19 protein-coding genes are annotated in these 24,863 nt (G+C 53.5%); 5 read left to right on the plus strand and 14 right to left on the minus strand.

Annotation, left to right across the window (positions count from 1 at the left end):
* Positions 1-3: 3 nt before the first annotated feature.
* From B5D39_RS00690 to B5D39_RS00720, 7 genes are all read right to left on the minus strand, one after another.
* Positions 4-840, minus strand: coding sequence for a class I SAM-dependent methyltransferase (locus tag B5D39_RS00690; RefSeq protein ID WP_078788459.1), 837 nt, complete (start codon positions 838-840; stop codon positions 4-6).
* A 6-nt stretch (positions 841-846) separates the two neighbouring features.
* Positions 847-2,172 (minus strand): UDP-glucose dehydrogenase family protein, encoded by a 1,326-nt coding sequence (locus B5D39_RS00695; RefSeq protein ID WP_078788460.1) that lies wholly within the window; start codon positions 2,170-2,172, stop codon positions 847-849.
* A gap of 16 nt (positions 2,173-2,188) precedes the next feature.
* Entirely contained in the window at positions 2,189-3,418 is a 1,230-nt protein-coding gene (locus B5D39_RS00700) for a radical SAM protein (RefSeq protein ID WP_161947396.1), read from the minus strand.
* Positions 3,419-3,473: 55 nt separating this feature from the next.
* Positions 3,474-4,886 (minus strand): tetratricopeptide repeat protein, encoded by a 1,413-nt coding sequence (locus tag B5D39_RS00705; protein ID WP_078788462.1) that lies wholly within the window; start codon positions 4,884-4,886, stop codon positions 3,474-3,476.
* A 21-nt stretch (positions 4,887-4,907) separates the two neighbouring features.
* On the minus strand, positions 4,908-6,089 hold the full coding sequence (locus tag B5D39_RS00710) for a tetratricopeptide repeat protein (RefSeq protein ID WP_078788463.1): 1,182 nt from the start codon (positions 6,087-6,089) through the stop codon (positions 4,908-4,910).
* A 65-nt stretch (positions 6,090-6,154) separates the two neighbouring features.
* Complete coding sequence (locus B5D39_RS00715) at positions 6,155-7,528, minus strand: sigma-54-dependent transcriptional regulator (RefSeq protein ID WP_078788464.1); 1,374 nt, start codon at positions 7,526-7,528, stop codon at positions 6,155-6,157.
* The gene (locus B5D39_RS00720) at positions 7,525-8,946 is read right to left on the minus strand and encodes a sensor histidine kinase (protein ID WP_078788965.1); all 1,422 of its coding nucleotides are present in this window, start codon (positions 8,944-8,946) and stop codon (positions 7,525-7,527) included. The genes B5D39_RS00715 and B5D39_RS00720 overlap by 4 nt, the downstream gene beginning before the upstream one ends.
* A 121-nt stretch (positions 8,947-9,067) precedes the next feature.
* On the opposite strand from B5D39_RS00720, the gene B5D39_RS00725 reads away from it, so the two are divergent.
* Complete coding sequence (locus B5D39_RS00725; protein ID WP_078788465.1) at positions 9,068-10,360, plus strand: BamA/TamA family outer membrane protein; 1,293 nt, start codon at positions 9,068-9,070, stop codon at positions 10,358-10,360.
* Positions 10,361-10,369: 9 nt separating this feature from the next.
* Here B5D39_RS00725 and B5D39_RS00730 read toward each other — a convergent pair whose 3' ends face one another.
* The 3 genes from B5D39_RS00730 to B5D39_RS00740 all read right to left on the minus strand — a co-directional run bounded on the left by B5D39_RS00730 (position 10,370) and on the right by B5D39_RS00740 (position 13,861).
* Positions 10,370-12,088, minus strand: coding sequence for an ABC transporter ATP-binding protein (locus B5D39_RS00730; RefSeq protein ID WP_078788466.1), 1,719 nt, complete (start codon positions 12,086-12,088; stop codon positions 10,370-10,372).
* A 19-nt stretch (positions 12,089-12,107) separates the two neighbouring features.
* On the minus strand, positions 12,108-13,265 hold the full coding sequence (locus B5D39_RS00735) for a hypothetical protein (RefSeq protein ID WP_078788467.1): 1,158 nt from the start codon (positions 13,263-13,265) through the stop codon (positions 12,108-12,110).
* Between the two features lie 146 nt (positions 13,266-13,411).
* Entirely contained in the window at positions 13,412-13,861 is a 450-nt protein-coding gene (locus B5D39_RS00740) for a single-stranded DNA-binding protein (RefSeq protein WP_078788468.1), read from the minus strand.
* Between the two features lie 134 nt (positions 13,862-13,995).
* Here B5D39_RS00740 and B5D39_RS00745 point away from each other — a divergent pair, with 134 nt between their 5' ends.
* Genes B5D39_RS00745 through B5D39_RS00760 form a run of 4 tightly spaced genes read left to right on the plus strand, consistent with a single transcriptional unit; the run spans position 13,996 to position 17,059 of the window.
* Entirely contained in the window at positions 13,996-14,700 is a 705-nt protein-coding gene (locus B5D39_RS00745) for a lysophospholipid acyltransferase family protein (RefSeq protein WP_139366635.1), read from the plus strand.
* Entirely contained in the window at positions 14,697-14,882 is a 186-nt protein-coding gene (locus B5D39_RS00750) for a hypothetical protein (protein WP_078788469.1), read from the plus strand. Before B5D39_RS00745 ends, B5D39_RS00750 begins: the two co-directional genes overlap by 4 nt.
* A gap of 3 nt (positions 14,883-14,885) precedes the next feature.
* Positions 14,886-15,281, plus strand: a complete 396-nt coding sequence (locus tag B5D39_RS00755; RefSeq protein ID WP_078788470.1) for a hypothetical protein — start codon at positions 14,886-14,888, stop codon at positions 15,279-15,281.
* Positions 15,278-17,059: a ribonuclease J gene (locus B5D39_RS00760; RefSeq protein ID WP_139366636.1), complete on the plus strand. Its 1,782-nt coding sequence runs from the start codon at positions 15,278-15,280 to the stop codon at positions 17,057-17,059. The genes B5D39_RS00755 and B5D39_RS00760 overlap by 4 nt, the downstream gene beginning before the upstream one ends.
* Positions 17,060-17,095: 36 nt before the next feature.
* Here B5D39_RS00760 and B5D39_RS00765 read toward each other — a convergent pair whose 3' ends face one another.
* From B5D39_RS00765 to B5D39_RS00780, 4 genes are all read right to left on the minus strand, one after another.
* A complete protein-coding gene (locus tag B5D39_RS00765; RefSeq protein WP_078788471.1) occupies positions 17,096-18,733 on the minus strand; it encodes a fatty acid--CoA ligase in 1,638 nt (545 codons plus the stop codon).
* A 184-nt stretch (positions 18,734-18,917) separates the two neighbouring features.
* Positions 18,918-20,135: a precorrin-6y C5,15-methyltransferase (decarboxylating) subunit CbiE gene (gene cbiE, locus B5D39_RS00770; RefSeq protein WP_078788472.1), complete on the minus strand. Its 1,218-nt coding sequence runs from the start codon at positions 20,133-20,135 to the stop codon at positions 18,918-18,920.
* Positions 20,136-20,267: 132 nt separating this feature from the next.
* The gene (adeC, locus tag B5D39_RS00775; RefSeq protein ID WP_139366637.1) at positions 20,268-21,683 is read right to left on the minus strand and encodes an AdeC/AdeK/OprM family multidrug efflux complex outer membrane factor; all 1,416 of its coding nucleotides are present in this window, start codon (positions 21,681-21,683) and stop codon (positions 20,268-20,270) included.
* Position 21,684: 1 nt separating this feature from the next.
* On the minus strand, positions 21,685-24,852 hold the full coding sequence (locus tag B5D39_RS00780; protein ID WP_078788474.1) for an efflux RND transporter permease subunit: 3,168 nt from the start codon (positions 24,850-24,852) through the stop codon (positions 21,685-21,687).
* Between the last annotated feature and the right edge of the window lie 11 nt (positions 24,853-24,863).

Consider the following 24,863-nt stretch of genomic DNA (forward strand, 5'->3'; position numbering starts at 1 on the left):
CGCCTAGGCCTTTCGTGCTGTCACGCACAGATGCCAACCCCAGCGCTGTTCCATCCAACGGAAAAGTGAGTGTGGCAGGCAACTGAAATACCAGACCATCTTGTACTGGTAGTTTCTGTATTCGGGGATGCTATAAGGGAATATATGATCGATGCGGGTGTCTATGATTTTGAAACCTTTGAGGAAGTCTTTCACAGTCTCTGTTGTATAGGAGTAGGTGACCGGACAACCTGTTTCCGCTTCGGAATAGCGTGCGATCAGTTCGTCCAGGGTCTCGCCCGGTTTTTTACCGTATTTCAGTTGCATCCAGAAGACCTTCCAGGAGGTGCGGTAGTAGACCATGATCTTGAAGATGCTGTCCTTGTCCATGTATTTGTGGATCTGCTCGATGACTCGTTCTGGATGAGGCGTGTGGTGAATGACGCCGAAGGAATAGACTAGGTCGTAGCGCTCGACCGGGACGTAATCACTCAGTTGTTCCGCATTGGCCTGATAGAAGGTTATGTTGTTCAGCCCGAATACCTCGGCCCGTTTCTTTGCCAAGGCAAGTGATTCGGTTGAGAGATCGACTGCCGTAACCTGGGCACCGGCCCGGGCAAAGTTGATGGTATCGGTTCCCAATCCGCAGCCGATCTCCAGCACTTTTTTACCCCTCCACTTTTCGAATTCGGCGAAGAGCGGTATGTGCGGCTCAACATAATACTTGCGGGCCTCTACCTCATCGAAATACTGCTGTGTGCCGACCGGGCTGGGCGAATGCCTGACATTGCAGGGACGTGCATTCCAGTAGCTCTGGACTTTTTCCAGCTCAATGTTGCTGAAAGGGTTGTTGGTGCTCATATCGGATCATTCCTTTGAGGGGATGCCGACACCAAGAGGAATATAGGTGAAGGCTGAAAGATTCTTATCCAGAGCGATGCGCCAGCTGTCGATGACGATGCTGTAGGCCGGAACGAGCGCGGCAATCCGGCTCCAGTCCAGTTCCCGATACTCTGGCCAGTCGGTCAGTAGGGCAATCGCCGATGCTCCCGACAGGCAGTCATAGGGGCTGAGTGTGCATGTCACATGGTCTCCCAGCACAGCGCGGGCTGCATCGAGTGCCCTGGGGTCGTGCAGGGTTACCTGGTAGCCGACTGTGGAGAGGAGCTTTGCCAGCATGATGGAGTGTGATTCCTCGATAATATGGGTGTCGGCCTTGTAGGAGAGGCCCAGCAGGGCAACCTTGGCCGGAGGTGCGCAGTGGGTGGAGATCTTTTGGAAGATCCGCTCCGGGATGCTGTTATTGACCGCTACGACCGCCTTGCCCAGCAGTGCTTCGCCGCCGAACTCCTCGGCAAAGGATTGGAAGGCGAGGTTGTCCCGGGGAAAGCAGGGTCCGCCGAAACCGAGCCCGCCTTTGAGGTACTTGTTCCCCACCCGGCTGTCGGCCCCAATGGCTGCGGTGATGGTATCCACATCAGCACCCGGCACCTGTTCGCAGATGGCCGCCAGACCGTTGGCGTAGCTGATCTTCATAGTGACGTAGCAGTTGAGGCTGATCTTAGTGATCTCGGCATTGACCAGCGACATGACCGCCATGGTTGGCTTCGTCTTGCAGGTGGATGCATAAAGTTCTCGCACGGTGGAGCCGGAGCGTTCATCAGATGCGCCGATCAGGACCATGTCCGGGTTGAGGAAATTGCGGACGACTGAGCCGAGGGCGATGAACTCGGGATTATAGACCAGTCCAAAATCCCTGCCGCACAGTTTGCCGGTGGCTTGTTCCAATAGTGGCTTGAAGATGCCGTCGCAGGAACCGGGCATGACCGTTGACACCACATCAACAATATGAAAGCTGTCCTTGGCCTTGATTGCCGGTGCCAGCCCTTCCAATACCGTGATCAAGTATTCATTGGTAAATCTACCGTCTGAAAGGCTTGGTGTGGGGACAATGATAAGGGTCGCATCAGATGCCTGGACGGCAGCATCGTAACTATCGACAATATGCAAGGTGTCCCACCCTGACATTAGAAGTTCAGACAGTCCGGTTTCGTCAATGGGGTTGCGATGGGCCTTCAGCTCGTTTCTGAAATAATCGCTGAGATCGTAGCCATAGACATGGTGGCCCGCTGCGGCGAAGCAGGCAGCCGTGCAAAGCCCCAGCTTGCCGAGGCCGATGACGGAAATATTCATGTGTTTCCTCGCGGAGTCAGATAAATTTATAGGTCATGCTGTCATTAAGGATAACCTGTTCGTAGATCTCATTGTGCGGCTGGTAGGTACAGCGGGGACACTCACCTCGAATCTTGATCCGGTCGTGAATCTTCCAGTGATCTTCGCTGCCCCATAATCTGTTAATCTGATTGACGTCGGTCAGATTACTGCCAAGTTCTAACTTGGCATCACCACGCCGGTCGCAGCAGAGACCGAGGGTGAAGGCGTCTTTGTCGGCAGCCTTACCAAGTGGTGGCATAATAACTGCTGTCATAAAAACGGCGTAGCATTTTTGAAAATGGTTTGAAGCGTCGAACTGTGAGTTAAACTTATGGGTAATGCCATACACGTTAAAAGTTTCATCGTCGAGCTCAAGCGTTTTAGATATCTGCTCATTGAAAAGCTGGATATCTTCTTGAGTAAATTTAATTGTGTTTGTAGAATTTCCTACATTGTCCCAAGTCGTACCGGCCGGCCGAAAGTGGATATTCTTACAGCCGATCTCCTTGGCAAGCTTGGCGGCCTGATAGATCTCCCCGATATTATCCTTGTAAAGCAGATACTTGTAGCTGACTCCGTAGGCGGGATGCTTTGAACCAAGACGGTGATTGTGACGCCTTGCATAATCAACCAACGTAGCAATATTATTGACGATAGTCTCAAACGTATTGAGCTCCGGTTTCAGCTCTTTAAGCTTGTTAAGTGTCTCCGGTGTCCCCGCATCGACCGACACACCGACCCAGGTACAGTGGGAAAGACTGTCCATAACCGGATAGATCAGGCTGCCATTGGTGACGACGCCAACTTCTACACCGTTCGCAATGACTCGATCAATAAAGGGGGCGGTGGCAGGATTGAGCAGGGGTTCGCCGCCACCTGCCACACAGATGGCCTCCACCCCCGGCTTCCAAACAGTATTTCCTTCACCCCAGCGGGGCAGGAAGTCTGCGATGTTCATAAGGGCCTGCTCAGACAGGCTACCCTTTCGATGGGTACGAACAAATGCCGCATTGCACCAGGCACAACCAAAATTACAGGCATTGGTCGGATCAACCGTTATCAGAACGGGAGGGGGAATTGGTTTACCACGCCTGATCTGTCGCCACCGATGGACGTGAGAGAGAAGTTTATAGCTGTTAAATGGATTCCAACGTTTGGAGGCCGCCCACTCTTGCGGGCTTGGAACTTGTGATGAGGTAGGCTGATCTTTCTCGTTGGCTGCCAAGTGTGTTCCTCCGCTTGTTAAGGTAATATCAGAAAAATGATTAGAGAGAGCAGGACTACCGTTGTAACATTTCTCTCACTTCACAGTTCCACGGTTCAACTTCCAGCGCACGCCTGTAGAAACTCCTGGCCTCATCCGGGCGTCCGACAGCCTGGCAGATCTGCCCAAGGGCAGACAGAATTTCAATATCACGAGGATTTTGCCGGAACAGATGAAGATAGATATAAATGGCGTCATCAGGCCGACCGACTGCTACGAAGTACAGGTCTGCCAGGTTCTTACGAAAGTTGTTATTTGCCGGGTCCAGTTTAACCGCCTGCTCGTAGGCCACCTGCGCAGCGCCAACATCTCCCATGCTGTAAGCCACCACCCCCAGGTCATTATGGGCAACCGCATTGTATGGATTCTGGGCAATGGCCTGTTCCAAAAGGTTTCGGGCCGCTAAATATTCCCCCTGTGGCATAAGTGCACGTGCCTCAGTAATCAGCTCATCCACAGATTTAACCGGTTGGGTGAGTGGTTGCTGCTGCACGGTTTGCTGCAGGCCTGCCAGTGCCTGACGTGCATCCGTATTCCAGGGTTCTATCTCAAGTGCTCGACGATAGAAACTTTTAGCCTCATCCGGGCGACCGACAGAACTGCAGATATGCCCAATATTTATCAGTGTTTCAACATCGCGGGGCTGATTATGAAGCAGTTCCAGATAGATATGAATTGCCTCATCGATCATGTTCAATTCGGCAAAATACAGATCCGCCAGGTTTCTTGCAAAAATGCTGTTGTCTGGTTGCAGTCTGTGTGCATCTTCATAATGCCGTTGTGCAGCTTGACAATCACCCGACTTGTAGCGGATAACGCCCAGATCATTCTGATACAGCGCATTGCCGGGATAGCGTGCTGCCAGCAGTTCAAGCTGTTCACGGGCAGCGGCCAAGTCGCCCTGACTAATGGACTTTTGAGCATCCTGATACAACTCTTCTTCGCTTTTTTGCGGTGTCTCCGGCGGCAGTGAAAAGGCTGGCGTTGTCATCTCGACCTGAAAGTGCGCCGATGACGTATCTAAACGTCCTGAACCAGCCATGGCAGTGCCCAGCTGTCCTAATGCGATCAACGCCTCAATATCACGTGGGTTGCGTTTAACAACCTCAAGATAGATATCAACCGCATCTTCAATCCAACCCAGCTCTACGGCATAGAAGTCAGCGAGGTTTTTACGTAATAGTGTATTATCAGGCTGAAGTCTGGCCGCCTTTTCATAGTGGGCCAAGGCTAGTGTAGGGTTGCCGGACTGGTGATACAGCACCCCGAGATCGTTGTGGGCCAAGGCAAAAGAAGGAAATGTCACCAGAAACTCTTTTACCTTTAAAATTGCTTCCTGCTTGGGCATTCCTTGAACGGATGCGGAAAGGCGGTCATAGAGCGCCCCTTCTTCTTGTGATAGTGATTCAGAAACCACGATGCTGTTCACATGCCTCTCCTTAACGCGTTATCAGAATGCCTTCAGTGCATAACCATCTATTTCATCTGCAGAGCTGTCCATACTCCGCCCGGAAGCATCTTTGCCCTTAAACGAAAAGACCAGATGTGAGGGATCAATGGTGGCTGTTCCGTCTGAATTTTGGTTCAGACGGAATTTTATTGTCGCTTCATTGGTTAGATCATTATAGGTAACCGAAAGTGGAAATTTGGGTATTGAAGCCTCTTTTGAGGTAACCGGCATGGTATTATTATAATAGCCTGCCGTACCACCTTTGGCGCGCGTAATCGACCAGTTGAGCGGGTTACTTACCGAGGCGATGTCCATCTTTTCAGAAAAAGTGAAGGTAATTGAGAATTCCTTGGAGCTGTCCGGTTCAAGCAGTGTCGGATCCAAAGCCCAGAGCGGAGTGCCAGCCCCCAGCAACTCAACAAAACCACCGCTCTTTGCGGTATCCATGCTGACTATTTTGGGCTTATTGATGACATACTTAAGATCTTGAGCCAGCGAATAATCCGTGCTATTAAGTATACTTAGCTGTTCCTGAGCCTTGTCAGTCTCGCCCATGCCATGATAAGCAACTCCCAACTCATAGTTGGCTGAAGAAAAGTTTTTTTTAAGTGTTAGAGCTTTTTCAAGATTTTTTGCAGCCTCTTCATATTTGCCCTGCTTGTTATACAATGTCCCCAAGCTATAGAAGACGTTTCCGTCCCTTGGTGAAATTTTCTCCGCTTTTCTGAACTGAGCCTCTGCTTCATTAAGTCGATCAGTATTCAAGTACAGATGGCCCAATGTATAATCCGGTACAGGGTTCAGTGGATCCATCCGGGCTGCTTTTTTTAGCGATTTCTCTGCTTCAGTATAGTTTTTATCCTGCAGATAGGCATTGCCAAGGTTCACCAGCGAGTTGACCGAGAGCGGCTGCAGCCGCACTGATTCCTTAAACTCTTTAATTGCTTCCTTTGTTTTATCTTGAGAAAGGTAAATATTACCCAAATAGGTATGGGCCGTATCATTTTCAGGATCAAATGCCAGTGCTTTTTTAAACTCCTTAATTGCCGATTCATTATTATTGTTTTGCAGATGATACGCAGCCTGCTGTAGAGCGTAGTTAGCAAGATTAGTCCTTTGGCTCTGGGCAGAAAGCGCCCCAGAGAAAATGGCATCAGAACTTTGGTCAAATAGTGAACTCATACCTATACCCTCCTTCCAATAGGGTGCAGTATACTTTTCGGCAGTTTATCTTATTTAGTTAAACCCTATCGCCTTTTTTCCGGCTTCTCAATCCCATGCTTATCAATCCGATATTGCAATGTTTTATAGGAAAGCCCTAAAATAGGTGCCGCCTTGCCGATCACCCAGTCGGCCCGCTCCATGGCTTTCAGGATCAAAGCCTTTTCCATTTCTTCAAAATTAATCCCTTCCGGCGGCAGTTCAAAGGGGACCATAGCCCCTTCGGACAGACTACTGATCTCACTCGGCAGGTCCTCCGGCTGGATGATGCTGCCCTCTGCCATCAGAACGGCCCGCTCGATTACCGACTCCAGCTGACGCACGTTGCCCGGCCAGGTGTAGTTCATCAGCTGTTTAAGGGCTGGCTTGGACATCCCTTCAACAGCGATCCCTGAAGCCTCACGGTATTTTACCACAAAGAAATTTGCCAGGGTGGCGATATCACTGCCACGCTCCCGCAGTGGCGGCAGGTTGATCCGAATCACATTCAGGCGATAGTAGAGATCTTCACGGAAGGCCCCTTTTTTTATCTCCTGTTCAAGATCCCGGTTGGTTGCTGAAATAATCCGCACATCCAGCGGCAAGTTGATCTTACCTCCCACCCGGCGGATCTCTTTTTCCTGGATGGCACGCAACAGCTTGGCCTGCATGGAGACGTTCATCTCGCCGATTTCATCCAGGAAAACCGTACCTCCGTTGGCTGCCTCCAGAATACCAATCTCACGGGCATTGGCGCCGGTGAAACTTCCTTTTTCATGTCCAAACAGTTCACTCTCGATCAGGGTTTCCGGTATGGCAGCGCAGTTAATGGCCATAAACGGCTGACCTTTACGGGGGGAACGGTCATGCACGGCACGAGCCACTAACTCCTTACCGGTACCTGACTCTCCATAGACCAATACGGTTGAGGAGGTGGCAGCGATCTTGGTGACAACCCGGTAAACCTCTTTCATTTTTGGATGTTCACCAATAATCGAAGGAATCCGCTCAATCTCAGCGACCCGCTTTTGCAGCACCCGGTTTTCCCGCACCAGAGTAATCCGTTCAAAGGCCCGCTTCAGGGTTAACAGCAGATTTTCCCGCTCAAGCGGCTTTTCCAGATAATCAAAAGCACCGCGCTTCATGGCCCCTACGGCAGAATCCACCGTGCCATGGGCGGTCATCATAATCACACACTGCTGTGGATCATCGGCCATGACCTGCTCAAGCAGGTCCAGCCCGGACTGTCCCTGCATCTTCAAATCGGTCAGAACTAGATCGAACTCCCGTTTACCCAACAGGGCAAGTGCTTCCTCTACACCGGGGGCTTCAGCAGTGTCATAACCGACCCCCTGCAGAATCATGGTCAGAATTTCGCGCTGACCTTTTTCATCATCGACAATCAGAATGCTTCCGTTCATCCCTTTGCGTCCTCCATCGGCAACCGTACGGTAAACGTGGTTCCTTCACCGGGGCTGCTGGCCACCAGTATTTCGCCACCATGGGCCTTTACAATCCGTTCGGTGATGGCCAATCCCAGACCAATCCCCACATCCTTGGTGGTAAAGTAGGGTTGAAAGACCTTTTCAAGATCTTCTTCAGCAATGCCGCAGCCCTGATCCTTAAAATCAAGCCGCACCCAGCCAGACTCTTGATCAAGCTCTGCTCCCAGTACAATTATGCCTCCATGGGACATGGCCTGGGCCGCATTGGTAATAAAGTTGGTAATACAATTACGCATCAATTCTGGATCAAGTGACAACACCGGCAGATCAGCGGCAATCCTCTTCTCAACCGTCACCTTCTGCTCAGCCAAACGTTCATATAACACCGAAAGGGTCCGCTCCAGCAACTGCTCGTACGTTATCTCACTCTTACGCAGCTTCAGAGGACGGCCGTAATTCATAAAGTTAATCACCATGTAGTTAGCACGGCGAACCTCTTCCCGAATTTTATCGGCCAGCGCAGTCACCTCATCGGCCCGCTCAGGACACTGCTCAACCACTTCGCTACGCAGGTGATCAATGGCCAGACTGATATAATTCAGCGGGTTACGAATTTCATGGGCAATGCCTGAGGCCAACTGTCCTACCTTTGAGAGATGCTCTGCCTCGTACAGACGCTTCTCCAGAACCTCCCGCTCTCGCAGCTTCTCCACCATTTCGTTAAAGCCCTTGGCAAGCTCGCCAACCTCGTCAGTGCTTTCAACAGGAATGGTAACCGACAGATCGCCGCTGGATACCTTTTTAAAATCCTGCACCAGCCGGTGGATCGGATCAGTATAACGTCGGGAAAGATAGATTGAAAAGGCGATGCCAACCGTAAAGACCATACCGGTTGCCGCCAACCGCTTGATAAAATTGGAATGCTGGATACTCTGGATGTTATCCAGCAACATATTAACCTGTACATAGCCCAGATGTTCATCACCAACAATAACCGGCACCACCACATCATACGGTTTTTGAGAAAGGATTGTACCGCCCTCAGCCTTACGTGGGGCTGACCTGACCCCTTTTTCCAGCTTTTTCAGGTCTTTCAGTTTGCCAATTTTTTCAGGATTGGTGGAATCAATGATCTCCCCTTCACTGTTGATGATATTGATCTCGTTAATCCCTTTTTGACGGGCGCCCTCAAAATAGTCCGAAAGTCTGGAGGTTTCTGTTTCAGAGGTCAAATCCGCAATACTAAGCTGCACCGCCTTTGATATTTCTCGGGAACTCTCCTGAATTTCATGTACCAAAGCGGTCTGGGAGAACTGGTTAAGGGTAAAAAGCGTCACCCCCGCCAGTACCAGCAGCGATATCATGATCAAGACCAGGCGGGTATTCAGGTTCATCAGACAACTCCGACTGAGGGAAAGTGTTGCCAGAGTACCAGCAAACCCCTGCTCTTGCAAGGAGGCCATCTGATCTCTGAAAATATTGACACCCTCCTGCAGGCGGTGTAGAACCTCCTCGATGAAAACTCTACCTTCTCATAGCAAAACGTTTCGGAACTATTTTTCCGGACTTGCATATACCCTTGCATTTATTCTCGTTTTAAGCGGCTGCACCACAGTCATACCCCGTGCTGATCTGCCCTTGATCACCAACGAATCCTGCGGTGAGCAGGTCAAGGTGGTGACGGTGCCGTTGCCAGTGATTGCCACCTCTCCCAATGAGGGGATTACCGCCGGCGCCCTGTCGGCCTTCCTGATCCACAACCAGAAGGATGAAGTCTATTCGCTGCTGGCCCCCCAGATTAACCACAACAAAAACTTTGGTTTTACCGGCACCCTGTATGGCTCCGTCAATCCCACCGCTGAGCAGAATATCGAATTCAACCTTTCGCAATCACAAAAGAAAAATTTTGATTATGAGGCCAGAATACGTGACACCAGCTTTCTGAACGGCAATCTTGAACTGAAAGGCTTTCTGGGCTGGTTTGCCGATGGTTCTTCCCGTTTCTTTGGCTTCCATGCCCGTACCCCCAATGAGCTGGAGACCAACTATACCAACCGTGAGATCACCTATAACCTGTCTGCCACCTGGTTTCTTGGGCGGCGCTACTATCTGGAACTGGGGCACCGCTTCCGCTCGGTCTCCATCAGCCAGGGTGCCATCAAATCAGTACCGTTCATCACCGACAAATTTTCACAGCAGGATGTTCCAGGGGTGGATGGTTTTACTACCCATGCCCCGCGCATCTCACTGATTTACAGCAGCTACGACAGCAAGACACTGCCCACCTATGGCGGCTATGCCCGGATCACCTTTGAGCCCACCATCAAGGCATTAGGTGGTGCAGAGGACTATCGCCACTATGAGGTAGAGTTAAAGGGCTACGTCCCCCATGATGAGGCAAAACGATTCATCTCCGTCTTCAGGCTGATGTACAATCAGACCTTGGGGGATACGGACAACAGTAAGGTACCATTTCTTGAACAAAGTATCCTGGGTGGGGAAAACACACTGCGGGGCTATGGCAGAAACCGCTTTATCGACAACAGCTTTCTGCTCTTGAACCTGGAAGAACGTATCCGTCTGTTCCGCTGGGAGATCTTTAATGTAACCGCTGATTGGGAACTGGCCCCCTTTATTGATCTTGGAGCCGTGATGGAGAGATTTGACAAAGCCAGCTCACGGAATTTTGAGTTCAACCCCGGCATCGGCTTCAGGGCTACCGTGCGCCCCAATATTGTTGGTCGTGTTGATGTGGGAGTAGGCAAGGATGGGCCAGCAGTCTACGTGGGTCTAGGATACCCCTTCTAACTTCACCCTTCACCCTTGCTTCAAGCCCCCCTGCATCCTGGCTAGCTCGGCATACCGCCCACCCAGCTGTAACAGCTCAGAAGGCGTGCCCTGTTCCACAATCCTGCCTTCATCAAGCACCAGTATCCGCTGGCAATCCCGAAAGGCCGACAGACGCTGTGAGACCATCAGCACCGTCTTGTCCTGCCAGCTTTCAGCCAAAGCCTCCAGTATTTCTTCTTCTCGACCGGCATCCACGGAGGCCAACGGGTCATCCAAAAGCAGTAATTTCGGTTCTCGCACCAGCGCCCGAGCCAAGGCCACCCGTTGACGCTGCCCACCTGAAAGCGTCACCCCTCGCTCCCCTACCACCGTGGCAAGTCCGGCACTGAACCCCTGCAGGTCTGAGACAAGTCCGGCCCGTTGCAACGCCAATTCCAGAGAGCCAGTACCACCGTAGGCAACGTTATCTGCAATGCTCCGCGAGAAAAGCGCTGTTTCCTGTGGCAGATAGCCGATCAACCGCCGCAATGAAGCCAGTTCCAGCCCATTCACGTCCTGACCATCAACGAACAACATGCCGTCAGCCAGTGGCAACAGACGCGGCATCAGACGCAGCAGGGTTGATTTACCGCAACCCACCGGTCCGGTGATCCCGACCCGCTCGCCTGGGGTAATGGTAAAGCAGATATCATGCAGTATCTGCCGGTCTCCATAGCTGAAGCACAGTCCCCGTGCCTCAAGCCCCTGCCCCAGGCCATCGGCCTGTCCGGCATCAGGTCTTTCCACCACAGCCGGACTACTTTGCAACAGCTCATTCAGACGAGCCATGGAGGCGGCACCCCGCTGAACCAGAGTCAAGATCCAGCCCAGCACCGCTGTGGGCCAGGCCAAGAGCGCCAGATAGCCGGAAAAAGCAACAAACTGCCCCAGGCTGATCTGGCCGGTTATCACCAACCGCCCGCCAAGATAGAGCACGGCCAAGGTGCCAGCCCCGGTTGCCAGCGCCATGATCGGCATTACCAACCCGCGCAGCCGTGCCAGTTCAAGATTCTTTGCAAGACATTGCCCTGAAATACAGTCAAACTGCTCTGCAACAGACGCCTCGCGGCAATAACTCTTGATCAGCCGGATAGCCCCGACTGATTCCTCGGTCAGACTGGAAAGCCGGGCAAGCTCATCCTGCGCCTGCCGAGAGACGGAAAAAATCCTGCTGCTCATGGCACGCACCGCCAGCACCATCAGCGGTAGTGGAGCCACTGCAGCCAGAGTCAGGCAGGGGTTGATCCGCACCATCAGCCAGATGCCGGCCAGATAAATCACCGTTGTGTTCAGGAGACTCATAACCCCAAAACCGGTCAGCATCCGTACATTAGTCAGGTCATTGGCAAAGCGGGAGAGGATGTCACCGGTCCGTTCACGAGAAAAATAACCCAGATCAAGGGTCAGCAACCGGGCAAACAGCGCTTCCCGGATCTGAAACTCAAGTAACCGTGCAGCATTCAGCACCACGGTCCGGGAGAAGATTCTAACCAGGGCATACCCGGCAGCGACCAGTGCGATCAGAGCCGCTGCCCGGCTTGATGAGAGAGCCACCTGATCAGGATGCTGCAACCCGTCAATCACCAGCTTCAGCAGCCAGGGGATCAGCAGGGCACAGCCGTTGGTCAGCACCAGCAGAAAGGCTCCGATGGCATATCGCCAGCGAAGCCCCTGCAGAAAAGGAATCAATGTTATTAAGGCAGCCATGCCGGTACGTTACAGCCCATTACGGCACCGTCTCTTTAGTCACCACCAGATCCGTACCGCCCTTACCGTTCGGCTTTAGAATCGAGATTACTTTATGGGGCGGCAGTGATGGATGGGTTGTCAGCGATCGGCCTGATTTTTCAAACAGCTGATTCAACTGCTCTATCAGGTCATGATCCGTGATCAGCTCTTCTGTTTTACCTTTCGGAAGCAACCAGTCACCACTACTTTTTCTCAGCAGACGCTGTTCAGCAGCACCTCCACGGAGACGGTTAAGTTTGCTCTGGATTGATTCCTTATTGATGGTCTCCCGCTCATGCTTGAGCTCACTGCCAACCAGTGTTGCAAACTGCTTATCAAACTCAGCCTGACGCTTGTTCTGGGCCTCTACCGCCTGGATTGCCAGGTGGGAGACCTTATCCTGCCGTTGCTGCAACTGCATCTGACTGACACCAAGATACCCCACCCCACCCAGCAGGGCTACAAGCACCACAATTGCAAGTATCAAAAATGTCTTTGAAAGCGGGCTGACCAGTCTGGTGGACTCAGACCAGGCCACGGTCCGCTCTGTTTCCTCTGACACCTTTTGCAGTTGCACGGTCAAGACGGCGACGGCCTTAGACAGTTCCGTAACCTTTTCACTTACGTCAAAGGCTGTGGATGCGATGTATTCCAGCTTGCTCTGCTGATCCTGAACCGCTGCCAGCACAGTCGGGTCCTGACGAATCTGCTCCCTGAGGTAGGTCATCTCATTCTCTGCACGCTGCAGATCATCCTCTATCTCGGCTCTGGCATTAAAACGCTCCGATAGAGACATTGTCTCTGCAGCCGATGTTGCCAGTGGCAGTTCATCACCATCCTCGTCATCATCTTCAGTCTGTTTTAGCTGTTGCTCAGATTCAATCACAGACGGTTTCTCGCCATCTGTCATAACAGGTGTCAGCCCTTCAGCCTCCTTGCCGTCCAGCTCTGGCTGTGGAACAGGCTCAACAGAAGGTGGCACCTCGATATCCGGATCAGATGCAGTATCGTCAGCCGCAGCAGATTCCTGTTCCGAAGGGGACATATCAGTTGACAGTTCTGCTTCCAAAGTTGATAGGGTAGCCTTGTCAGTCTCTTCAGACGCTACTGCAGATGGTTCGGATATAGACGGCTGTGTATCATTCTGGTCACTCATGGCAAATCCTCATTCAGATTAATGATTTCACCAGACTGGTAAAAATTTCCTTTTACAGCATAGCACTTAAGAACTCTCTGTAAAGACAAACAGAGCATAAAACCGAAGTCTTATGCTCTGTTTTAAACAGATCCAAAAGGGTTCCATTAAAATGGAATATCATCATCCTGGAACGGTGGTTCATCATAACTTACCGTGGTATCGGCCACCCCACCGGCAGCTGGACGACGTGCTCCGCCACCACCACCACTGCCAGCGCCATCACCCTTACCACCCAGCATCTGCATCTTATCGCCAACAATCTCGGTGGTATATTTATCATTGCCGTCCCGGTCAGTCCACTTACGGGTCTGCAGACGGCCTTCAATATAGACGGTCTTGCCTTTTGCCAGATATTCACCAGCAATTTCAGCAAGCTTTCCCCACAGGGTCACCCGGTGCCATTCAGTCCGTTCTTCCCAGTCACCGCTCTTGTTCTTGAACTTTTCACTGGTGGCCAGGTTAAAACTTGCAACTGCCTGACCTGAGGTGGTGTAGCGCACCTCTGGATCTTTACCCAAATTTCCGATCAGCATAACTTTATTAAGACTTGCCATGAAACCCTCCTGAATGTTACGGCGTGGTGCCTTATATAGCATCCTGCCGGTAACGGCGCAAGACAATCGGGTGCAGCTTGACCTTACCGCCTAAAATAGCTACACTTCCGCAGCATTTTTTAGGGAGTCTCTCTGTGGCGCTGATCCGTGGCTTGCTTTATATGTCTGTTTTCTTTCCCCTGACCTTTCTGCTTGCTGCTGCAGCAATCCTGTCTACGCTGCTGGAGCGCCGTTATTACGCGTGGTTTGCCCGTTTTTGGGGTCGCCTGGGCATTACCATGGCCGGCATCACCATGACCGTCGTTGGCGAGGAACAGCTCCCTGATGGCCCGATCATCGTGATGAGCAACCATGCCAGCAATTTTGATATTCTGGCCATGCAGGGCTATTTCCCCCGCCCTCTTTCCTGGATCGCCAAAAAAGAACTCTTCTCCATTCCGGTCTTTGGCTGGTCTATGCGACGAGGAGGTTATATCCCGCTTGATCGTGGCGATGGCCGCAAGGCGTTAAAAAGCATGGATGAAGCAGCCAGCCAGATCAGAAACGGCACCAGTGTTATCCTCTTCCCGGAAGGGACCCGCACACGGGATGGCCAACTCCTGCCATTCAAGCGGGGCGGCTTTCTGTTGGCGGTTAAAGCCGGCGTACCGGTGGTACCGGTCAGTATTGTGGGTAGCTTTGCCATCAATCCCGGTGGCAGCCTGGGGCTGAACCTTGGCCGTGCGGTGCAACTCAGGATTCATGCGCCGATCACCCTGCCGACAGGCCTGAAAAGGGCAGAAACAGAGGATCTGTTGATGCAGCAGGTCCATACCGCCATTGTCGGTGGTCTGACATGAAGGGTCCCCAGTACCTGTTGCTTATTCTGGCCGGTCTGGCAGCCTGTGGCTGGGGATTTCCTGCTGCCCACCGCTGGCCTTCTCCCCGCAACCTGCTGCCAAGTCTGGTGGTACTGCTGGGTATTATCATGCTGATGCTGGGAGCGCTGCTTACCTTCCTGCCCCGTTTTTTTCAGGAGTAACCGATGGCCCGCCCCCTGATTACCATCCTGACCGCTCTGCTACTGAGTATGCTACTGCTGATTGCCAACGTTAATCACCGCCAGAAGACCCAGTATCTTGAAGGGGTCAAGGGTGAAAAAGCAGGTGATTTCATGGTGGCCCTGACCGGCTATGAATCAGCCATCAGGATGTACCTCCCCTTCTCATCCCGCATTGAAGCGTCTGCGACCCGCATCTGGGCATTAGGCGAAGCTGCCGAACGTCGCGGCGATATTGATCAGGCGCTGGCTGCCTACCGCTCTCTGCGCAGCGCCTTCTATGGCACCCGCTGGCTACGACAGCCCGGCGCAGACTGGATCAGCCGCTGCGATAAAAAGATTGCGGCACTGGTGCCGATACGCAAAGGAAATCAACCATGAATGCTGACAGTAAAGAAACGGCAGCGGTGTATTCGGGCGGCGAGCAAGGCGGCAAGGAAGAGGCAACGCAGGCGTACCCAGCAGTACGTCAAGGAGCCTCTGACGAAGCCAACGCCGCTCCCCGTTCGAATTCGCCTCTGCGGATAGTGGCATTGGGCGGCCTGGGTGAGATCGGCATAAACTGCATGGCCTATGAATATGGTGATGACCTGATTCTGGTGGATGCCGGCCTGATGTTTCCTGATGCCGACATGCCGGGGGTGGACTATGTCATCCCTGACTTCAGCTGGCTGCGAGAACGGGCCGACAAGCTGCGCGGCATCCTGCTGACCCACGGTCATGAAGACCATATTGGTGCCCTGCCGTTCCTGCTGCGTGAATTCCCGACCCCCATCTACGGCACCGCCCTGACCCTGGGAATTCTGGAAGGCAAACTGCTGGAATACAAGGTCGAGGCAGACCTGAACCCGGTGCAGCCCCGGGATACCGTCACCCTGGGTTGCTTCCAAATTGAATTCATCCGGGTGGCCCACTCGGTGGTGGATGGCTGCGCCCTGGCGATCCGTTCACCAGAGGGGGTGGTGATCCATACCGGCGACTTCAAGCTGGACCAGACCCCGGTTGATGGCGAGGTCACTGACCTGGGCACCTTTGCCCGCTACGGCGATCAAGGGGTGCTGGCGCTACTGTCCGACTCCACCAATGTGGAACGGGAAGGCTACACCATCTCTGAGCGTTACGTGGGGGAGGCATTGGGCGACCTGTTCCCCAAATGCAAGGGCCGGATCATTGTGGCTGCTTTTTCCAGCAACATCCATCGCGTCCAGCAGGTGGCTGATGTGGCTGCTGCCAGTGGCCGCAAGGTGTTGCTCAATGGCCGCTCCATGGTCAACAACGTGCGGATAGCCCGCAACCTGGGTTACCTGACCATTAGCGACGACCTGCTGATGGATATCCGGGAGTTGAACCACCTGCCACCTGAACAGGTCTGCATCATCTCCACCGGCAGCCAGGGGGAGCCGATGTCAGCCCTGGTGCGGATCGCCATGGACGATCACAAACAGATCAAGCTGGAAAAAGGTGACACCGTCATCCTCTCCTCCCGTAATATCCCCGGTAATGAACGGACCATTTCAGAGCTGATTAACCACCTCTACCGCCGTGGCGCTGACGTTCACCACGAAAAGGTATCCGAGGTGCATGTCTCCGGCCACGCCTCTCAGGAAGAGTTAAAGCTGATGATGAATATCACCCAGCCCCGCTTTTTCCTGCCGATTCACGGCGAGTACCGCCATCTGGTACTGCACCGCAGACTGGCCATGAAGGTGGGGATACCGGAAGAGCGCTGCCTGCTGGCGGTCAATGGCGAGGTGGTCAGCTTCTACAACAACACCGCCTGCATTGAAGAAACCGTGGAAACCGGGCGGGTTTTTGTGGATGGCAAAGGGGTTGGGGATGTGGGTGAAGTGGTGTTGAAGGATCGCCGCCATCTGGCTGAAGACGGGATGGTGCTGGTCATCATCGGGATCAACCAGCACACCGGCGAGTTCATCTACGGCCCGGAGATCGTGTCACGAGGTTTTGTGTTTGAGGATGAAAGTCAGGCCTACCTGCAGACCGCTAAGGAGATGGTCAGGGAGGCCCTGAAAGAGCTGAGCGTTGAATTTCTGGCTGACCGGGATGAGGTGCGCCAGATTGTACGCCAGACCTTGAAGCGGTTCTTCAAAAAGAGCATTGAACGCAGGCCGATGGTACTGCCGGTGATACTGGAGATGTAATTCTTAAGGCAACCTATTGAGAGAAAAATACCTCTTTCAGAGATATTTTTCTCTCAATGCCACCTTGTTGACCTTACCCACGCTGGTCTTGTCAATCGCCTCCACCAACTTAACCTTCAGCAGCACCACCTGCTTGGTGACCACCCCTTTATCGGCATATTCCCGCACCAGATGGGTCAGTTCCTTCTCAGTTACCGCATTATCAGGCTTGGCCACCACCAGAGCCAAGGGGCGCTCACCCCATTTCTCATCGGGCTGGCCGATCACTGCCACCTCAGCCACGCCAGGATGGTGAGCAATGATATCCTCCAACTCCAGTGACGAGACCCATTCTCCCGAAACCTTCAGCACATCCTTGGTCCGGTCGGTGATCTTGACGTAGCCCAGCTCATCCCGCACCGCCACATCACCGGTGTGCAGGTAGCCGCCTTCCCAAAGCCGTTCCGAGGCCTTGTGATCCTTCAGGTAGCCCTGGGTCAGCCAGGGTGCCCGCACCACGATCTCACCGGCACTCTTGCCGTCGCGAGCCTGTTCCTGCCGGGCGCTATCCACAATCTTCAGATCCACCAGCGGCAGGGAACAACCGGTCTTGCAACGGATAACCGCCTGTTCCTCTGCTGAAAGCTCCAGCATATCCGGCGTCAGATGGGAGATGGTCAGGATCGGACAGGTCTCGGACATGCCGTAGCCGGTAAACAGGTCAATCCCGCGCTGCATCGCATCAAGACACAATGCCCGCGACATGGCTGCCCCGCCGATAATGACCTTCCAGCCGGACAGGTCCATCCGTCCGGCATGGGGATGTTTCAGCAGCATATGCAGGATGGTGGGGACGCAGTGGGAAAAGGTGACCTTTTCCCTGTCAATCAGTTCCAGCAGGTGATCCGGCAGATAACGACCAGGGTAGACCTGTTTAACCCCCAGCATGGTGGCCACGTAGGGCAGCCCCCAGGCATGGACATGGAACATCGGAGTGATCGGCATATAGACATCCTGGCGATGAAAATTGCCCTGACCAACCGCAGAGCCCAGTACACTCATCACCCCCATGGTATGCAGCACCAGCTGGCGATGGCTAAAGTAGACCCCCTTGGGCATGCCGGTGGTACCAGTGGTGTAAAAGGTGGTGGCGCGGGTGTTTTCATCAAAATCAGCAAAGTTGAACTGATCTGAGGCTGCTGCCAGCAACGCCTCATATTCACCGCTAAAGGGGATGTGGCTTTCAGGCACTGTTGGCTCATCATTCAGCAGCACAAAACTTTTAACCGTATCCATCCGGCCCCGGATCTGTTCCAGAATCGGTAAAAATTCACTATTGACCAGCAGCACATCATCTTCAGCATGGTCAATGGTGTAGAGAATCTGCTCCGGCGAGAGCCTGACGTTGATGGTGTGCAGCACCGCACCTATCATCGGCACCGCAAAGAAGCATTCCAGGTAACGATGGGAATCCCAGTCCATCACCGCCACTGTATCGCCCCGCTTGACCCCGAGACTGGTCAGGGCATTGGCCAGACAGGCCACCCGCTGCCGCAGATCACGGTAGGTAAAGCGATGGGAACGGTAGACAATCTCCTGCTGCGGGGCATCGACCACCGGGCAGAACAGCAGGTTTTTGATCAGCAGAGGATAGTCGTAGGCAGAGGGGGTACGGGTAATCAGGGCGTCAGGCATGGGAAACTCCAGCAATGAAGTATATCTATAAAAACTATTGGCCGCAAAAGAACGCAAGGAACACAAAGATTGACGTGGAACGACAACAGTTAAAACCGCCTTTAAAACCAATTGAATTGGTTGCTTAAGAATTGGTTTTCTTTTGTATCTTTGTGCTCTTTTGCGGCTTACTGCTGTTTCAAAATTATTCGGCACCTTTCCAGGCGGTAATAATATAGACCGGATTGTGAGCCTCAAACAGCTTGAATTCAGTCAACGGCTTGGTACGGGAGACGTTGATACAGACCACCTCTATCTGATAGCCGTGGTACTCAAGCGCCTCAATGCTCTTAGTCAGGGTATCCAGCGTAACCGCGTTGATCACGATCAGGCCATCCCCCTTCAGCCGCCGGTCAACCTGTTCGAGGATCTCCTCCAGATTGCCGCCTGCCCCACCGATAAAGACCCGGTCAGGGTCCGGCAGATCATCCAGCCCTTCCGGCGCATAGGCCTCCACCAGCTTAACATTGCGAGCGCAGAACTTATCCAGGTTCTGCTTCAGGAAGGTAACGTACTGGCTGTTCTTTTCAATGGCAAACAGCTTGCCGTTGGGGATCAGGTTGGATGCCTCAATGGAAACCGAGCCGGAACCGGCACCGATATCCCACAGTACCAGGTCATTCTGCAGCTTCAGCTTGGCCAGGGTAACCGCCCGCACTTCCTGGCGGGTAAACAGCTTCTTGAACGAGGCAAATTCCTCATCCTCAATACCGATCAGCGGATACTGGGCCAGGTTTGGCTCCCAGGTACGGATCAGGATCAGGATGTTCAGCTCTGAATGCTGCAGGGTCAACAGCCCTTTAACATCGGTGCGGGTAAACTTTTCGGCAGGCATCCCCAGATCTTCACAAACCCAGGCCTCGTACCCTTCAGCGCCACGATTCAACAGCCCACGTGCAATGGCTGCCGGTGTATTCACCTCATCGGTCAGGATACAGGCCTTTTCCGCTGCCACAATCTTGTCAATCGAGGCCCCCATGCCACGCCCCTGCAGCGAAAGAAAGATGGCATCATCCCAGGGCTCTTTGATCCGGGCAAAGGCATACTGCATGCTGGTGACATTGGCAAAGATCTCCAACCGATCCTTGGGCAAGTTACGCAGCAGAAAGCGACCGGTGCCAAAGAAGTTAGGATCACCAGATGCCAGCACCGCCACCCGTTTGTCGGTGGACTGCAGAAAGGCCAGCAGCGGCGGCAGTTCACCCAGCACCATCTTTTGGCCTGGAAAATCTGGGAACCGGTCCAGGTGGCGCTGTCTTCCCACCAGTACCTCTACCGATGCCACGGCCTCCAGCGCCTTGGCACTTAAACCTTCGCATCCGGCAATACCGGCCCCGATTAGATAGATGGTGTTCTGTGACATGATGCCCCCTGAGTTACAACCTGTGTGCGACGGCGAAAGTATAGTGCAACTTTCCTGCTGCCGCAAACAGAAGAATAAAAAAACGGCATTACCTTGAAGGCAATGCCGTTTTTTAGCAATCTGCTGCAGAACTTACTTTGCTACCCCGCCTCCCAGTACCTTGTAGGTAGTTGTCTGGTTGCTTAAAAGGGCCAGTCGAACCGTAATCAGATTCTGCTGGGCAGCATAGAGGGAACGTTGTGCCACAATCACCGCCAAATAGTTGTCCACCCCTCTGTCGTAGCGGGCCTGCGAAAGGCGGTAGCTTTCAGTTGTTGCATCAGTCAGCGACTGCTGGGCAGCCAGCTGTTCATTAATGGTACCACGCTGGGCCAAGGTATCAGCAACCTCACGAAAAGCGGTCTGGATCGCCTTTTCATACTGGACCACGGCGATATCACGATCTGCCTTGCTGACATCCAGACCGGCAATATTCCGTCCGGTGTCGAACAGCGGCACACTGACCTGGGGCATAAAGTTCCAGGCAACGGAGCCGGGCTGAAACAGATCGGTCAGTTTTGCACTGGCCGTACCAAAGCTGGCACTTAAGCCGATACGGGGGAAGAAGGCGGCCCGTGCAGCGCCGATATTGGCGTTGGCACCTTTCAGACGAAGTTCAGCGGCCAGGACATCTGGGCGTTTTAACAACACCTCAGAGGGCAGTCCTGCCGAAACTTCCTGCAACGCCGTTACCGTACCTAGCTCCGTTGGCAACAGGTCAGCCGGTACCGTTTTGCCCACCAGCAGGGCAAGGGCGTTCTGATCCTGAGCCACCAGGGTGGTGTAACGGGCACTGTCCAGCTTGGCCGTATCAACCGCGGTCTGAGCCTGATACAAGTCAAGGGCGGTGGTGATTCCGGCATCAAAGCGATGCTTCATGATCTGGTAGTATTCCTGCTGACTTGCCAGGGTATCACGGGCTATCTTCAGCCGTTCACGGTCAGCTGCCAGGGTCAGCCAGGCATTGGCGGTTTCGGCCACCAGGCTGATCTGGATACTGTTGCGGGCCTGTTCTGTTGCAAGATACTGCTGCAGGGCCTGATCCTTCAGACTCTGCACCCGCCCAAACAGGTCCAGCTCGTAATTACTGACTCCAAGACCTACGTTGTATTGCCGGTTGATCACCGCATGACCGGAACTGTTCAAATCCCCCGGAACCCTTTGAATAGTGGCACCGGCGGTACCGTTAACCGTCGGCAGCAGGTCAGCCCGCTGAATCTGGTACTGGGCACGGGTCTTCTCAATGGTCAGGGCAGCCACCCGCAGATCGCGGTTGTTGTCCAGGGCCAGCTCAATTACCTTTTGCAGGCGGGGTTCTATAAAGAACTCCCGCCAGGGAACCTCAGACAGGGGCTTCTGGTCCGGCTTGGCAGTCTCGGCCTTGTAGGCCTCGCCGCTGGGCCAGTTGGTCGTAACCGGCGCATCAGGCCGGGTATAGCTGGGGGCCATGGTGCAACCAGATACAAATAGTATGAGCGCACCTGCCATAACTGCATTTTTGACGTTCATATCAATGCCCCTCCACAACAGCGGCAACAGCAGGTTCGCCATCATGCTTCTTGTACTTTTTCCTGCCAAACAGCCGCGATACCATCACAAAAAAGAACGGAATAAAAATCAGGTCAATAAAGGTGGCTGAAAGCAGACCGCCGGTTACGGCAGTACCGATGGCGTTCTGGGCCGCAGCGCCAGCCCCTTTGGTCAATGCCAGCGGCAGGGTACCGAAGAAGAAGGCCAGTGAAGTCATGATAACCGGACGCAGCCGGATCTTGACCGCCGACAGGGTCGCATCAACCAGTTCATGCCCCTGATGCATCTGTTCTTTGATGAACTGGATGATCAGAATGGCGTTCTTGGTGGAAAGTCCCACCGTGGTCAGTAGACCGATCTGCAGGTAGACGTCATTGGGCAGCAACCGCAGGGTAACGGCGGTAACAGCACCCACCAGCCCCAACGGCAGCATCAGCAAGTTAACAAACGGAATGGTCCAGCTTTCATAGAGGGCCGCCACTGCCAGGAACACCACCAGCAGCGAGATGGCGTACAGTGCCGGTGCCTGTGCTCCGGCATTTTTTTCTTCATAGGAAAGACCGGTCCATTCATAGCCGATACCAGGGGGCAGTTTGGCCGCCATCTGCTCCATCTCTTTCATTGCCTCACCGGTACTGATACCCGGTGCAGCCTGCCCCATAACCTCTACCGAGGGAATGCCGTTATAACGTTCCAGACGGGGTGAACCATACTGCCAGCGGGCCGTGGCAAAGGCAGTAAACGGCACCATGTCACCCTTGCTGTTACGGACATACCACTTGCCAATATCCTCCGGCAGCATCCGGTATTTGGAATCAGCCTGGAGATAGACCTTCTTGACCCGGCCATTCTGGATAAAATCGTTGACGTAGGAACTGCCCCAGGCGGTTGCCAGTACTTCGTTGATATTTGCCAGCGAAACCCCTAATGCGCCGGCCCGGACATCGTCAATATCCAGCTTGAACTGGGGAGAGTCGTCCTGACCGTTTGGCCGCACGGCGATCAGCTTCTTGTTCTGCATGGCCATGCCCAAGAGCATGTTGCGTGCCTCCATCAGCTTGTCGTGACCAAGACCGCCGCGATCCTGCAGTTGGAAGTCAAAACCATTGGCCTGGCCCAGCTCCACCACTGCCGGTGGTGAGAAGGCAAAGGCCATACCATCTTTAATCCTGGAAAATGCCCCCATAGCCCTGCCGGCAACCGCTGGAGCCTTCAGATCCTTGGTAGGACGCAGCTTCCAATCCTTTAGCTTCACAAAGGCAAGTCCCATGTTCTGGCCACGACCGGCAAAGCTGAAGCCAGCCACGGTAATAATGGCATCAACCGTCTTTTTTTCCTTTTCCAGAAAATGGTGTTCAAGTTGCTCAATCACCTTCAGGGTCCGCTCCTGGGTGGCACCGGCAGGCAACTGCACCTGACAGATGATAAAGCCTTGATCCTCATCGGGCAGGAAGGCGGTGGGGAGACGCATGAAAAAAACCACCATGGCAGCAACAATACTGCCGTACACCACCAGATAGCGGATCGGCTTGTTAAATGAACGCCCGACAATCCCCTCATACTTGTCTCTGCCGCGATCAAACCAGCTGTTGAACCAGCGGAAGAATTTGCAGAACCAACCACATTCACCGGGATGATGTCCTTTTTCAACCGGCTTCAGCAATGTTGAGCAGAGAGCCGGGGTCAAGATCAACGCCACCAGCACCGACAGGATCATGGCCGAGATGATGGTAATGGAGAACTGACGGTAAATGACTCCGGTGGAGCCGCCGAAAAAGGCCATGGGCAGAAAGACCGCCGACAGCACGGTGGCAATACCCACCAGGGCGCTGGTGATCTGGCCCATGGATTTGATGGTGGCATCATGGGGGGATAACCCCTCTTCGGACATAATCCGTTCCACGTTTTCAACCACCACAATGGCGTCATCCACCAGCAGGCCGATGACAATGACCAGGGCAAACATGGTCAGGGTGTTGATTGAGAATCCGGCAGCCGATAAGACCCCCATGGTGCCCAACAGCACCACCGGCACGGCAATGGTGGGGATCAGGGTGGCGCGGATGTTCTGCAGGAACAGGAACATGATGATAAAGACCAGCAGCACAGCCTCAATCAGGGTACGCACAACCTCTTCAATCGATACCTTGACAAAGGGGGTTGTGTCATAGGGATAGACCACCTGTACCCCGGCAGGAAAAAACTTGGACAGCTCCGCCATTTTGGCCTTGACCCGGTTGGCAGTATCCAGGGCATTGGCCCCGGCTGCCAGACGGATCGCCATACCTGCCAGCGGCTTGCCTTTGTAACGGGCGATAACATCATAATTTTCCGTGCCGATCTTGCTTTCCGCCACATCCTTCAGCCGCACCGTTGAACCATCAGGATTGGTACGCAGAATAATGGCATCGAACTGCTCTGGCGTCTGCAGCAGGGTACGGGCCGTGATGGTGGCATTCAGCTGTTGCCCCTGAGACGAAGGGGTTCCACCGAACTGACCGGCAGAAACCTGCGCATTTTGTGCCTGTAGCGCAGTGATCACATCATTGCTGGTCAGACGGTAACTGTTCAGTTTTGTCGGATTCAACCAGATCCGCATGGCGTTCTGGGTACCAAACTGCTGCAGTTCGCCCACCCCTTCCACCCGGCTGACAATATCCTGCAGGTTTGAGACCATGTAATCGGTTAGGGCGTTGCGATCCATGGAGCCATCTTCCGAGATCAAACCAATGATCAGCAGGAAGTTTTTGGTGGACTTAACTACCTGAATCCCCTGCTTTTGCACCACCTGCGGCAACAGCGGCGTAGCCAGCTGCAGTTTGTTCTGAACCTGCACCTGGGCAATGTTCGGATCAGTACCGGCCTTGAAGGTCAGGTTGATTGAAACTGAACCGGCAGAGTCACTGGTGGATGACATATAGATCAGGTTATCAATGCCGTTCAGCTTTTGTTCGATCACCTGGGTGACCGTATCCTGCACCGTCTGGGCCGATGCCCCCGGATAGACGGCGTTAATGGTAATCTGTGGCGGCGCGATCGGCGGATACTGGGAGACCGGCAGGGTCTTGATCGCCAGCAGACCGGCCAGCATGACCAGAATGGCGATAACCCAGGCAAAGATCGGGCGGTCTATGAAAAACTTGGCCATGGTACGGCTCC

It is taken from the genome of Trichlorobacter thiogenes, assembly GCF_900167465.1.
GTDB lineage: Bacteria > Desulfobacterota > Desulfuromonadia > Geobacterales > Pseudopelobacteraceae > Trichlorobacter > Trichlorobacter thiogenes.